The organism is Prevotella disiens (assembly GCF_900454955.1).
Classification (GTDB): domain Bacteria; phylum Bacteroidota; class Bacteroidia; order Bacteroidales; family Bacteroidaceae; genus Prevotella; species Prevotella disiens.
On the sequence record NZ_UGTL01000001.1, the window covers coordinates 1,172,095 to 1,186,128 of the forward strand.

The following is a 14,034-nucleotide window of genomic DNA, read 5'->3' on the forward strand; positions in this document are numbered from 1 at the left end:
TTTATAATTTCCATTCGTAAGTATCGTAACAAACACCACGACCGCCAAATCCTTCTTTCTGAAAGATTAACGAGGTATTCAAGAATTTGCCCATATTTTCTGTACTTTTACCAAAGTCAAAGTAGTAAGGTTTATCAGTATAAACTTCATTCAAAATATGATTGTATATGCAATCAATAGCCCCACATTGCTTTCCTATTGGAGAAGCAGATATATATTGCGAATGAATGACTTGTGGAGTAATGTATAATATTGTTCCACCAACTGGTTCTTCTTCCTTATATGCCATAAATAAGCGTATTCTTTCAGGGAATTTTGCTTTTAAAAGTTCTATTTCTGCAAGCGAATGTACGGGTTTTACATTATATTTGTTGACTAAATTGTCTGTAAGAATTTGCCAAAATTCAGTTAAATTATCACTTTCTTTTGCGATAATATTATTTCTTCTTGCCTTGCTAACGCCGTGTCTGCGGTCTTTATTAAAAGGAATAGTGGGACGATTGAGAATTATTGTAGACGAAATATCACGTCCGATGAGTTGAGCGTGGCATATATTTGTAAGCGCATATAGGTCTTCTTCGGCTGGAAAGCGGTGGTAAATCCATGGAATAGCTTTGTAAATGACACGTTCAATGCCCATATTTTTAAGTAAAATATTGATCTGTTGAAAGATAGCACATACCTTTTCGGCTGTTGCTTTCTCACTGGTTATAAGTCCACCGTAGGTTAATCCTTGATGCGAATAAAGTGTATTGTCTTTCCGATTGGCTGGAAACAAAGCATAAATATGCCCCTTTTCCATTATTATAAAGGAGCAATCATGGAATCTATCGGCATGATAATCCATGTAATTGCGGTGGAAAAGAAACGTTCCTTGCTTAGAAATGGCTATAAATTCATTCCATTTTTCAGCATCATCAAGACTATATTGCTTTATTTCAAACATTGTTTTTACAATTAAAATATAGGGTTGTATTTATGGGCTATATTCTTTTGAATTTCAAAACAGCCTGTTTTGGACTTCAAAACCTATTGTTTTGCACCTTAAAACAGACTGTTTTGTTTTAAGGAACAAAATTGATTTCAGAATTAATGCTTTTCATTCGTTCTTTGAAACCTACTTTGTCTTTGGGCGAAATCATAATTTTTTCGCCATTTTTGAATTGTAATTCTAATCTGTCTAACGACATTGCAGGTGAACTGAGCGGATTTCTTGTAGGGCGGATAGTTTTTATTTTCATAATATCCCTTTTCCAATGAATTACGCCACATTGTATATCCAGCGTTGTTCCTTTTACTTTGTATTGGCAAGGATATAAAAAAAGTAGGGCAGGGAGCGTTGTTAGCGTACAGATAGTAAATGAAAGCCAATCAAAATTAATTGCTATTGCAATGAAGGCAGAGGTAAAGCAAATGATTAATACAGCTAAAAGCCATGTATCAATCTTTGAAATAAATTTATTTTTCATACTTCTTATACCATGATTGAACGTAGAAAACTATCTTTATCCGTTCTTTTTATCAATGAATTGTAGATATTCATCGTAATCTCTGATGTAGTCTTCCTCTTCAAAAGGGTCTTCGGCAAGTACCAAACAGACTGCTCCAGACGAAAAATCTTCGAGTGTGCGCCATATATCCGTATTTACAAGCAAGCCTTGATAGGGGTGATTGAGCAAAAACGATTCCTTTTCTTTTCCATTGTCGAGGGTTACGGTGAACGAACCATTAGCAGCTATGATAAATTCTCGGCAGTGTTTATGCGAATGCCCACCACGATTTTGTCCGCCAGGAACATCATAAACCCAATACGTACGCGATATATGAAAAGGAATATTCTTTTCTCCTTCTACAAAAGTAAGGTTTCCACGATAGTCTAATCGCTTGGGTAGCTCAATTAAATTCCCTATTTTAGTCATATTTGTAAGATAATGAACTACACTCGTACGTCCTTTTTATCAGGGGAACGTACGAATTTAGCTTGTTTTAGTTGGTATCTTGATAAGTTTAAATGATTAAAACCTATCGATTTCCATACATTTCTTCGTAATATTTTTGGTAATCTCCGCTTGTAACTTCTTCTATCCAAGCTTGATTTTCAAGGTTCCATTTTATGGTTTTCACGATGCCTTCAGCAAACATTGTTTCAGGGAACCAACCCAATTCGTTCTTAATCTTTGTAGGGTCGATTGCGTAACGTGCGTCATGGCCGAGTCGGTCAGCTACATGGGTAATCAAATCGTTGTTGATCCACGAGATGTCGATGTCGCCATTCTCGTCTTTAACCTTCTTTTTCAGAACCTTGCGAAGCTCTTTATCTTCAGCCATCATATCGTGAATGGTTTTGATAGTGAGCTTAACAATGTCGATATTCTTCATTTCGTTGTGTCCTCCCACGTTGTAAGCCTGTCCCACACGACCTTCACGAACCACCATATCAATGGCTTTGCAATGGTCTTCCACATACAACCAGTCGCGAACGTTTAGACCTTCACCATAGACAGGGAGTGGTTTTCCAGCAAGAATATTGTTGATGATTAATGGAATCAACTTTTCTGGGAAGTGGTATGGACCATAATTATTGGAGCATCGTGTGATACTTATTGGCATGTGGTAGGTGTCATGATAAGCCATTACGAACATATCAGCACTGGTTTTACTTGCTGAATATGGGCTATGAGGGCATAAAGGTGTATCTTCTGTGAAATAACCTTCTGCTCCGAGCGAGCCATAAACCTCGTCTGTTGATACTTGATGATAACGTTTGCCTTCTTTCCATGTAGGGTATCCCTTTTCGTCCTTGCCAGTAACCCATGCACGGCGAGCAGCGTCCATGAGGTTTTGCGTACCGAGAATGTTCACATTTAAGAACAATTGTGGGTCTTCGATAGAGCGGTCTACATGGCTTTCTGCTGCAAAATTCACAAGATAATCGATGTCGTTTTCAGCAAAAAGTTTATCAATTAGTTCCTTATCTCGAATATCTCCTTTCACGAAAACGCAACGTTTTTCGTCAATATCTTCTTTGATAGTTCCAAGATTTCCAGCATACGTTAGTGCATCAAGTACGATAATCTTAATATCTTCGTTCACATATTTTTTGTGAAGTAGATACTTAATGTAGTTAGCGCCGATAAATCCAGCTGCACCAGTTACCAAATAAGTTTTCATTTGTTATTGATATTTTGATTTGAATAATTTCTTTTGTTTTTTATTGATGTGTGATAGTTCACATTTTATAGACTCTTATTTTCGTCCAGCTAATGTAATAACTTCACAATCGCTTATTTTATTGCCTTCGATAGTAATTCTTACAATGGTTCTTTCCTTATGAAATCCTTGCAAGCCTGCTGCCCCCGGATTGATATGAAGTAGCCCTAATGATTTATCGGGCATAACTTTTAGAATATGAGAGTGTCCGTCTACGAATAGATTTGGTGGCGAATAGCATAATTTATTTCTAATAGAAAAGTCATAATTCCCAGGGTATCCACCAATATGTTTTAGCAAAACATCGACTTCTTCACACTTAAATCGCAATATTTCGGGGTAGCGTTGCCTTATATCATAGCCGTCGCAATTGCCATGAACAGCACGAAATAAAGGTTTTAAGGCTTCAAATTTATCGGCTACCTCTATGGAACCGATGTCGCCAGCATGCCATATTTCATCGCATTCGCCAAGATATTTCCCATATTTCTCGTCCCAATAAGCGTGTGTGTCGCTAATGATACCAATCTTTTTCATTCTATTCTTTCAATTTTTTCCGAATGAAACAAGCGATGAAATCTTTTGTCTCGTCAAATCCTAAGATACTTGCATCAACGCAAAGGTCGTAACTTTCAGCGTGTCCCCACATCTTTCCCGTAAAATAATTATAGTATTTTGCGCGTTCATGCTCTTTGTTTTCAATGAATTTTATCGCTTCTTCAATAGAGCAACCTCGGCGTTCGCTCACATTTTTTGCTCTGAAATCAATTTTTGCTGTAATGAAAATATTGATAGCATCGGGGTTATTACGCAATATATAGTCAGCCGTTCTACCCACAAATACGCACCTTGAATGTTCTTCAGAAAGCTTTCTGATTACATCACTTTGGAATTGATAAAGTCCTTCTTGCGAAAAATCGTTCTTATAGAAGTCGTGATTGCCCAAAATAGGTAGATGAACATGGAAATGAGTCTTTAGAAAACCTTTCTGTTCGTCGTTCTCTTCAAAGAATTTTTCAGAGAATCCACTCTCTTTAGCAGCCAAATTCAGAATTTCTTTGTCGTAGAATTGGCAATTAAACTCTTCCGCTAAGGCTTTGCCTATGCATCGTCCGCCACTGCCAAGTTGCCGTCCTATATTTATTATAAGTTTCTTTTCCATAATAACTGACTTTATTTTGTTTTCCCTTTTGGGGTCTTTTCTTTGTTAAACTTCTTCATAAACGTAAATAGTATAATGTTTGCTACCACGACAGAACTAATGTCGCTTGCTGGCATAGCTGCCCAAACACCATTTATTCCATAGAAGTTTGGGAGTATGAGTAGTAGGGGAAGAAGAAAAAAGAGCTGTCTTGAAAGCGATAAGAAAATGCTAATTTTTACTTTTCCAATACATTGGAAGAAATTGGTTATTACAATTTGACTTCCTATAAATGGGAACATTAGCATCATAATGCGTATGGCTTTGATAGAATCATTGATAAGCGTAGGGTCTTTGGTAAACATACGCGCGCAATAATAAGGCGCAAACATTGCTAAAGCCCAACCAATTATCATGATGCAAGTGGCACTAATAATAGATAATTTCACTATGCGCATCATTCTTTCGTATTGTTGTGAACCATAATTATAGCCCGCAATAGGTTGCATTCCTTGATTTAATCCGAAGACAATCATGACGAAAATCATAGCAATACTATTAGCAATACCAAATGCTCCCACTGCCATATCTCCACCAAATTTAACCAATTGTGTATTAACGAATATAACAATGACACACGCACACGTATTCATGAGGAATGGGGAAATGCCAATGGAAATGATATTCTTAACTAAATTGCTTTTTAGTTTATAGATTCCATGTTCCAAATGCAATAATTCATTTTTATTAGCAAAGATTTTCATCTGCCAGCATAGTGCTAAGAATTGCGAAATAATAGTTGCCAAAGCTGCACCTTTGATACCCCAATGCCACCAAAGTATGAAAACGACATCAAGCAAGATGTTCATCGCAACAGTAAAGATAGTTGCATACATTGCCTTCTTTGGTTTCGATGCTGCACGCAGTACAGCATTCATGCTAAAGTACATGTGAGAGAATAGATTACCTGCTAAAATGACCTGCATAAAATCTCTTGCATAAGGAATTGTAGCTTCGCTTGCTCCGAAAAATCTAAGAATAGGGTCAAGAAATAACAAACAAATACCGCCAAAGGTCAATCCAATGATGATATTGAGGGTTATTGTGTTACCTAAAATATTTTCTGCCGATTTATAATCCTTTTGTCCTAATCTTACACTAATAGTGGTTGAGGCTCCCACACCGATAGCAGCACCAAAAGCTGCGGCAAGATTCATAAAAGGGAAAGTAATGGCAAGCCCCGATATAGCCATTGGACCTACTACTTGTCCAATGAAAACTCGGTCAATAATATTGTAGAGCGAAGATGCTACCATCGCTATGATAGCAGGCATGGCATATTGTACCAATAGTTTTCCTACTGGTTTTGTGCCAAGTTCTAATGTTGCTTTTTTATTATCCATTCAAATTATTTTATGGAGAAATGCCTTCCACCTACTTATATATACTGCAAAAGTAGTGAAAAATACTGAGAAAGTGCAAAGTGTAAGGTAATATTATATTGCAAAAAAATATTTTGAGAATAGCTGAAGATAATTAGTTTATATAAAACAGGCTGTTTTGAACATTAAAATAGCTTATTTTGATGTTCAAAACCTATTATTTTAAAATTCAATAGCGTTGAACATGGATACATGTATATTTATTTATTACCCATATTTTCAGTATTTTCTCATTACTCTATTATCTGTTTTCATTAAAAGTTCGTACCTTTGCAATTAGAAATAATAAAAAAGCAAAAATATGTATCGAAATAAAACTTGTGGAGAACTTCGCTTAACAGATGCGAGCAAGGAAGTTATACTTGCTGGTTGGGTACAACGTACGCGTAAAATGGGAGGTATGACCTTTGTTGATTTACGCGACCGTTACGGCATAACACAATTAGTGTTCAATGAAGCTGAAGATGCTGGTCTTTGCGAAGAGGCTAACAAGCTCGGACGTGAATACTGCATTCAAATTAAGGGTATCGTTAGCGAACGACAGAGCAAGAATAGCAAGATTCCAACAGGCGAAATAGAAATCATTGTAAAGGAATTGAACGTTTTAAGTTCTTCGGTAACGCCTCCATTCACTATTGAGGACAATACAGACGGTGGCGACGACCTTAGAATGAAATACAGATATTTGGATTTGCGTCGTCCTGCGGTACGCAGCAATTTAGAGTTGCGCCACAGAATGACGATTTTGATTCGCAACTTCTTGGATAATTTGAATTTCATCGAAGTTGAAACACCTATTCTTATAGGTTCTACGCCAGAGGGCGCACGCGATTTTGTTGTGCCTTCACGCATGAATCCTGGCCAATTCTATGCACTTCCACAAAGTCCGCAAACATTGAAGCAGTTGTTAATGGTTGCTGGTTTCGACCGTTATTTCCAAATTGCAAAATGTTTCCGTGATGAAGATTTGCGTGCCGACCGCCAACCAGAGTTTACACAAATAGACTGCGAAATGTCTTTTGTAAATCAAGAAGATGTATTGAAGGTCTTTGAAGATATGTCACGCCATTTGTTTAAAGAAATAAGAGGTGTAGAATTGCCTGAAAAGTTAGAACAAATGACTTGGCAAGAGGCAATGAAGCGCTATGGTTCTGATAAGCCTGATATACGTTTTGGCATGGAATTTGTCGAATTGATGGACGACTTGAAGGGTACAAGCGACTTCTCTGTATTCAACGAAGCCAACTACATTGGCGGTATTGTTGTTCCCGGTTGCGCTGACTATAGCCGTAAGCAGTTGAATGAATTAACCGATTTCGTAAAACGTCCACAGGTAGGTGCAAAAGGTTTGGTTTACATCAAGTATGGTGAAAACGGAGAAGCAAAAAGCTCTATTGATAAGTTCTTTACACAAGAGCAATTGCAGAAGGTTAAAGAAACAACTGGTGCTAAAAATGGCGATTTAGTGTTGATTCTTTCGGGCGACCATGTGAACAAAACTCGTGTTCAGTTGTGCGCTTTACGCTTAGAAATGGGCAATCGCCTTGGGTTGCGAGATAAAAATGTATTTAAGTGCCTTTGGATAGTTGATTTCCCATTGTTTGAATGGAGCGATGAAGAACAAAGATTAATGGCTACTCACCACCCATTTACAATGCCTAATCCAGACGATTTGCACCTCTTAGATACTCACCCTGAACAAGTGCGTGCTTTGGCATACGACTTTGTTTGCAATGGCATAGAAGTTGGTGGCGGTTCTATCCGTATTCATGACACCGAGTTGCAAGAAAAAATGTTTGAGGTTCTTGGTTTTACACGCCAACAAGCCGAAGAGCAATTTGGTTTCTTGATGAATGCTTTCCATTATGGCGCACCTCCTCATGCAGGTATTGCTTTTGGTTTGGATCGTTATGTAAGCATTATGGCAGGTTTGGATTCTATTCGTGACGTGATAGCGTTTCCTAAGAATAATAGTGGACGTGATGTAATGCTTGATGCACCATCTAATTTGGCTGACAAGCAATTAGACGAATTGCAAATAAAGTTGGATTTAAAGGTCTAATAAATATTGATTTAAATCAAAAAAACGGCATTTCCCTTTCCTGAGGCTTGCGAAGTTGTCATTTTTTTATTTATAAATTAGTTTCATCAAGATATTTGAAGTATATTTGCAGATATTAATAGCAGTTTGTTATTTTTACTCGAGTAGAAATTAATAATGATGAAAGAAGTTATGGTAGAAAAGAAAACTGTTGCTACAAAAGAAGCAACGAAACGGACAACAACAAAGAAACCTGCGCAAAAGGCTATTGTCTTAGACTTAAGTCCTGAAAATGTAGGATTTAAAGCAGGTGATGTTTACAATACACTTGCCGCTGAGGGGAAAGCACTCTCTGTGTCTGAAATAGCAAAAATAGCAAAAATTAGCTCCGAAGAGGCTTATCTTGGTATTGGGTGGCTCCTGAAAGAAGGAAAAATTCAAAATGAAGACAATAAAATAGCCTTGGCTTAAAATATTTTTAAAAAATAAGAAGGAGTCTATATGAATAATATGGACTCCTTTTTTTATATGAGATTCGAGAAAGATATACTTCTAATTTTAATAGAGGCTGGCGATAATGGATTGTCAGTCAATAAGATTTCACGTCATGTTTTTAATACGCACAATTCGTTTTTTTTACCATTAGATTATGAAAAAGTACATAGCGAAGTGTTGCAATGCTTGCAAAAAATGAGCCGTCGAAGCGAGCCTATGATAGGAAAAGTAAAGAAAGGTGTTTACTATATTAACCCTGCAAATCAGCAAGTAAAGCAGTTAAAGTTAAAATTTATAGACGAAGAGGAGGAAAATCCCATTATTGAAAAACCAAAAGACCAAAGTTTATCCTTATTTGATTAGAAAGAAAGATAATTGCATATCTTGTTTTTTTAATTTTTTATTCGTATATTTGCACCTAAATCTATTAATTGTAAGATTCAAAAAAGTTATGATGCACACAAACAACCATCTTGTGATAATGGCTGGAGGAGTTGGAAGTAGGTTCTGGCCAATGAGTACTGCCGATAAACCCAAACAATTTATTGATGTTCTTGGAGTCGGAAAGTCTTTGATGCAACTTACTTACGACCGTTTTAAAGGTATCATTGAGGCTAAGAATGTGTGGGTAGTAACCAACGAAAATTATTGCGAATTGGTACATGAGCAATTGCCTGATATTCCAAAAGAAAATATTTTGAGCGAACCATGTAGAAGAAATACTGCTCCATGTATTGCCTATGTGAGTTGGAGAATTAAAAAGTCTGACTCAAAAGCTAACATCGTTGTTACACCAAGCGACCACATTGTAACCGACCAAGAGGAGTTTAGACGCGTTATAAATAATTGCTTGAAATTTACAGCAGAAACAGACGCCGTTGTAACATTGGGTATGAAGCCAACAAGACCTGAAACAGGTTACGGATATATACAAGCTGATTTGACAGTTCCATCGGTTCGAAATAAGGAAATCTATCGGGTTGACCAGTTTAGAGAAAAGCCTGATTTGGAAACTGCCGAGAAATATATCAGCATGAAAAACTTTTTTTGGAATGCAGGTATCTTCCTTTGGAATGTTTCTACTATCGTAAATGCTTTTAGAATCTATCAACCAGGTATTGCACGCATCTTTGATAGAGTGGCAGATGTACTTGGTACAGCAGAAGAACAAAAGACAATAGACGAGGTTTACCCTGAATGTGAAAGTATTTCAGTAGACTATGCTATCATGGAAAAGGCTGAAGAAATCTTTGTTTGCCCTGCCGATTTTGGTTGGAGCGACTTAGGCACATGGGGTTCTTTGCATTTACAAACTCAACACGATTTGTATGGCAATGCCGTAATTGGGAAGAATATTCAAATGTACGATAGTAAAAATTGTATTGTGCATGCTACTGACGAGAAAAAAGTAGTGGTTCAAGGACTTGAGGGCTATATTGTAGCAGAAAAAGACGGCATGTTGCTTGTTTGTAAATTAGCTGAAGAACAGCGAATTAAGCAATTCTCAGAGAACGATTAAAATAAAATACAAACTTTATAATACAGTGTCTTAGATAAAGGTAAAACATAGATGAGTAAAAAAATAGCATTGATAACAGGAATTACAGGTCAAGACGGTAGTTATTTGGCTGAGTTCCTTATAGAAAAAGGCTATGAAGTTCATGGACTTCTACGCCGTAGTTCATCTTTCAACACAGGACGAATTGAACATTTGTATTTGGACGAATGGGTGCGCGATATGAAAAAGGAAAGATTGGTCAATCTTCATTGGGCAGATATGACCGATTCTTCATCACTTATTAGAATCATTGGCGAAGTAAAACCTACTGAAATATACAATCTTGCAGCACAAAGCCATGTTAAAGTAAGTTTCGATGTCCCTGAATATACTGCTGATACTGATGCAGTGGGCGTACTTAGATTGTTGGAAGCTGTAAGAATTTGTGGATTAGAAAAGTCATGTAAAATTTATCAAGCATCTACTTCTGAATTGTTTGGTAAAGTGCAAGAAGTGCCACAGAAGGAAACTACGCCTTTTTATCCACGTTCTCCATATTCAGTAGCTAAACTTTATGGCTTTTGGATAATGAAGAATTATCGTGAGTCGTACGGAATGTATTGCTGCAATGGTATTCTCTTTAATCACGAGAGTGAACGAAGAGGCGAGAATTTCGTAACTCGTAAGATTACATTAGCGGCTTGTCGCATTGCTCAAGGCTTGCAAGATAAACTCTATTTGGGCAATCTTGGTGCTCAAAGAGATTGGGGATATGCAAAAGATTATGTAGAATGTATGTGGTTAATTCTCCAGCAAGAGGAACCTGATGACTTTGTTATTGCAACGGGCGAAATGTACACCGTACGTGCTTTCTGTACAGCTGCTTTTAAAGAGGTAGGCATCGAACTTGAATGGAGGGGTGAAGGTATTGACGAAAAAGGTTATAACAAGGACACGGGTGCTGTTCTTGTAGAAGTAGACCCTAAATTTTTCCGTCCAGCAGAGGTGGAACAATTGCTTGGCGACCCAACAAAAGCAAAAACTAAGTTAGGTTGGAATCCAAGAAAAACTTCGTTTGAGCAGTTGGTTAAAATAATGGTTGAGCACGATATGAAGTTTGTTAAGAAACTATATCTTAAGGCTCAATTACCAGAATAATCAACTTTTTGATAGGAAAAATAAGCAGGTAGTTTCTGAAATAGACAGAAATTACCTGTTTTTGATTTTAATTTTTATAGTGCGAATGGAACTTTAATTTTTGCAGATATGAAACGTTTGTTTAGTAAGACTTTTATGAAAATACTTTTCCTTTTATTATTTGCTTTTGTAGCTTTTCCGATATTTGGGAAAGGCTTTCCAAAGGTGATAAAGATTCATTCGCAACATTATTATAAGACCAATGTTCCGAAAGGCAATTATAGTGGACTAACGTGGTTAGGACAAAATCGATATGCAGTGGTATCTGATAAAGCAAAAGAAAGCGGTTTTTACGTTTTTACAATAGACATTGATTCCATTTCGGGTGATATATTGAATATTAAAACGGAAGGATTTTATTCGTCAAAAACACCTAATGCAGACGAAGAAGGGATTGCTTTTCACCCTAATCGCAATACTTTGTTCATTGCAAGAGAGCATGATAATACAATAAAGGAATACGATTTAGCTGGCAATATGACTGGTAATGAATTGAAAATCCCTATGCTATTTAATGTAGCAACAGGTCATTACGGATTTGAATCGCTAGCGTACAATCAAAAAACTCATTTATTTTGGACAACTTCTGAATCTACTTTGCCTTGCGATGGTGTACAAACTGAACCCAAAAGGTTAGTTGAAAATCATTTAAGATTACAATCTTTCAATGATAGTTTACAACCTTTGAACCAATATGCTTATCAAATGGACAAAGGAACGGTTGCAAAAAAAGCAATGAATTACGCTATGGGAGTTTCTGATTTGGTAGCATTAGACGATGGAAAACTAATTGTTTTAGAGCGGGAACTTTATGTCTCACCTTCCAAAATAGGCTCTTTCGTGAAAAATAAACTCTACTGCGTAGACCCTACCATATCGAAAGTAATAAATGAAACCTCACCATTGACAGAACGTACTCCTTATCTTCATAAAGTTTTGCTTACAGAATGGCGTACATCATTAACTCTTTTGCATCAAGATTTTGCTAATTATGAAGGAATTTGCCTTGCTCCTAAATTAACAGATGGTTCACAAGTTTTGTTGCTTTGTGCTGATAGTCAAGACCAATATGGCGGTATTTTGCGTGATTGGTTCAGAACAATTATTATTGACCAATAAGTCAAGTTTTTTTACCAAATAGGGAGGAAGATAAAAAAGAGGGAATGTCGATTTTGACACACCCTCTTTTATAATAGCCACATTAATCTTTCATTATTTTTTCTTTACCCGATGAACGTCTAAAGTTTATCGTTGGTATCCTTCATGTCAATGAATTGGCGATTGTTATCGTAAAATTCATATTGCATGAATGCCAATTTTTGTGATGGAACAACCTTTACACCGAATCCATATTTCATTTGCCACTTGCGTTTGAGTGATATAAATCCCTCGTTAATATAAGCAGCTACGTATGGGTGTACATGTAAATAGAACTTATTAATGCCTATTTTGTTGGTGAGTTGGTCAATTTTACGTTCCAATAAGTCTGTAAATAATAAACTTGAACGTATTTTCCCACTTCCAAAGCATGTTGGGCATTCTTCTGCAACATCTACGTCCATAACAGGGCGTACTCTTTGACGAGTTATTTGCATCAATCCAAACTTGCTTAAAGGCAAAATATTGTGTCGAGCACGGTCTTTTTGCATCGCTTTGCACATACGTTCATAGAGCATTTGACGGTCTTCCGCCAAGTTCATGTCTATGAAATCGACAACAATAATACCACCCATATCTCTTAAACGGAGCTGGCGAGCAATTTCATCAGCTGCGCCAAGGTTGGTGTCAAGTGCGTTTTGTTCCTGTCCTTTCTCCTTTGTTCTGTTTCCACTATTCACATCAACAACGTGCATAGCTTCTGTATGTTCAACGATAATGTAGCAACCATGACCATAATTAATTGTTTTTCCGAAACTTGATTTTATTTGTTTCGTTACGTCAAAGTTGTCGAAAATTGGCAGTTTACCATTATATTTCTTTACTATGTCTGCCTTTTCAGGGGCGATAAGTGAAACATAGCTTTTAACGGCAGTGCAAATTTCCTCGTCGTTCACATAAATATTCTCGTAGGTAGGATTGAAAAGGTCTCTAAGCATGCCTACTGCACGCCCTGTCTCTTCAAATATGAGTTGTGGTCTTTCTTGAGTTTTCTGTACTTTCGTTATGGCTTCATTCCATCTATTGAATAGTACTTTCATCTCAGCATCGAGTTCTGCAACCCTTTTACCCTCTGCTACTGTGCGTACAATTACTCCAAAATTCTTTGGACGTATGCTTTGTATGAGTTGCTTTAGGCGGGCGCGCTCTTCTCCACTTTTAATTTTTGTTGAAACGTTTACTTTATCCCCAAAAGGAATGAGAACTAAGTAGCGGCCTGCAAATGAAATTTCTCCAGTAAGGCGTGGACCTTTGGTTGAAATAGGCTCTTTTACTACTTGCACCATTACCTCTTGACCAACCTCTAATATGTTCTGAATACTGCTATCTTTCTGTAAGATAGGTAATTTGCTGGCCTTTTGTAGTGGGAATAGTCGTTTCCTATCGCTTTGTACCTGCTTGAGATATTTTGCAAAGGAGTTGAACTGACTTCCTAAGTCTAAATAATGAAGAAATGCGTCGCGCTCATAACCTACATCTACGAAACAGGCATTTAAACCTGGCATTAGCTTTTTGACTTTAGCAATGTAGATATTTCCAACCGAAAAATTAGCATCTCTTGGTTCACGTTGGTATTCCACCAATCGTTTATCTTCGAGTAATGCAATCGAAATTTCTTTTGGTTGGGCATCAATAATTATTTCGCTTGTCATTTCTTATTGTGTTTATAAGTACTAACGTACCTATTTAAAAAAAGCGAGACGTGTCGTCGCCCCCTTAGGGTTAGGAGTTGAATGCGATGACATGCCCCGTCTGTTGATAGACTATATTTGTCTTTCTGCCCTTGGGGCTTACTTGCTCTTATGTCTATTCTTTCTTAATCTCTTCTTACGCTTATGCGTAGCCATTTTGT

Annotated in this window: 14 protein-coding genes; 6 read left to right on the plus strand and 8 right to left on the minus strand. The window is 37.0% G+C overall.

All coding sequences use genetic code 11. The annotated features are described in order from the left end of the window. Window position 1: 1 nt before the first annotated feature. The 7 genes from DYI03_RS05180 to DYI03_RS05210 all read right to left on the minus strand — a co-directional run bounded on the left by DYI03_RS05180 (window position 2) and on the right by DYI03_RS05210 (window position 5,754). On the minus strand, window positions 2-946 hold the full coding sequence (locus DYI03_RS05180) for a GNAT family N-acetyltransferase (protein WP_021668547.1): 945 nt from the start codon (window positions 944-946) through the stop codon (window positions 2-4). Window positions 947-1,064: 118 nt separating this feature from the next. After that, window positions 1,065-1,469: a PH domain-containing protein gene (locus DYI03_RS05185; protein ID WP_021668549.1), complete on the minus strand. Its 405-nt coding sequence runs from the start codon at window positions 1,467-1,469 to the stop codon at window positions 1,065-1,067. A gap of 36 nt (window positions 1,470-1,505) precedes the next feature. Further along, a complete protein-coding gene (locus tag DYI03_RS05190; protein ID WP_004357280.1) occupies window positions 1,506-1,919 on the minus strand; it encodes a sugar 3,4-ketoisomerase in 414 nt (137 codons plus the stop codon). A gap of 103 nt (window positions 1,920-2,022) precedes the next feature. Then, on the minus strand, window positions 2,023-3,171 hold the full coding sequence (gene rfbB / locus DYI03_RS05195; protein ID WP_021668550.1) for a dTDP-glucose 4,6-dehydratase: 1,149 nt from the start codon (window positions 3,169-3,171) through the stop codon (window positions 2,023-2,025). A gap of 75 nt (window positions 3,172-3,246) precedes the next feature. Beyond that, window positions 3,247-3,747 (minus strand): metallophosphoesterase family protein, encoded by a 501-nt coding sequence (locus DYI03_RS05200; RefSeq protein ID WP_021668551.1) that lies wholly within the window; start codon window positions 3,745-3,747, stop codon window positions 3,247-3,249. Between the two features lies 1 nt (window position 3,748). Beyond that, entirely contained in the window at window positions 3,749-4,372 is a 624-nt protein-coding gene (locus tag DYI03_RS05205) for a cytidylate kinase-like family protein (RefSeq protein ID WP_021668552.1), read from the minus strand. Between the two features lie 11 nt (window positions 4,373-4,383). Further along, window positions 4,384-5,754 (minus strand): MATE family efflux transporter, encoded by a 1,371-nt coding sequence (locus DYI03_RS05210; protein WP_021668553.1) that lies wholly within the window; start codon window positions 5,752-5,754, stop codon window positions 4,384-4,386. Window positions 5,755-6,094: 340 nt separating this feature from the next. Between DYI03_RS05210 and aspS the strand changes: the two genes are divergently transcribed. From aspS to DYI03_RS05240, 6 genes are all read left to right on the plus strand, one after another. After that, entirely contained in the window at window positions 6,095-7,855 is a 1,761-nt protein-coding gene (gene aspS, locus DYI03_RS05215) for an aspartate--tRNA ligase (RefSeq protein WP_004357603.1), read from the plus strand. Between the two features lie 171 nt (window positions 7,856-8,026). Then, on the plus strand, window positions 8,027-8,305 hold the full coding sequence (locus DYI03_RS05220) for a winged helix-turn-helix domain-containing protein (RefSeq protein ID WP_036869831.1): 279 nt from the start codon (window positions 8,027-8,029) through the stop codon (window positions 8,303-8,305). 57 nt (window positions 8,306-8,362) lie between these two features. Further along, the gene (locus DYI03_RS05225) at window positions 8,363-8,692 is read left to right on the plus strand and encodes a hypothetical protein (protein ID WP_025064415.1); all 330 of its coding nucleotides are present in this window, start codon (window positions 8,363-8,365) and stop codon (window positions 8,690-8,692) included. A gap of 88 nt (window positions 8,693-8,780) precedes the next feature. Beyond that, window positions 8,781-9,848, plus strand: a complete 1,068-nt coding sequence (locus tag DYI03_RS05230) for a mannose-1-phosphate guanylyltransferase (RefSeq protein WP_021668556.1) — start codon at window positions 8,781-8,783, stop codon at window positions 9,846-9,848. 51 nt (window positions 9,849-9,899) lie between these two features. Beyond that, complete coding sequence (gene gmd, locus DYI03_RS05235; protein ID WP_004357551.1) at window positions 9,900-10,985, plus strand: GDP-mannose 4,6-dehydratase; 1,086 nt, start codon at window positions 9,900-9,902, stop codon at window positions 10,983-10,985. Between the two features lie 135 nt (window positions 10,986-11,120). Further along, complete coding sequence (locus DYI03_RS05240) at window positions 11,121-12,143, plus strand: esterase-like activity of phytase family protein (RefSeq protein WP_036858577.1); 1,023 nt, start codon at window positions 11,121-11,123, stop codon at window positions 12,141-12,143. Window positions 12,144-12,262: 119 nt separating this feature from the next. Here DYI03_RS05240 and DYI03_RS05245 read toward each other — a convergent pair whose 3' ends face one another. Further along, complete coding sequence (locus DYI03_RS05245) at window positions 12,263-13,834, minus strand: Rne/Rng family ribonuclease (RefSeq protein ID WP_004357224.1); 1,572 nt, start codon at window positions 13,832-13,834, stop codon at window positions 12,263-12,265. Window positions 13,835-14,034 lie beyond the last annotated feature (200 nt).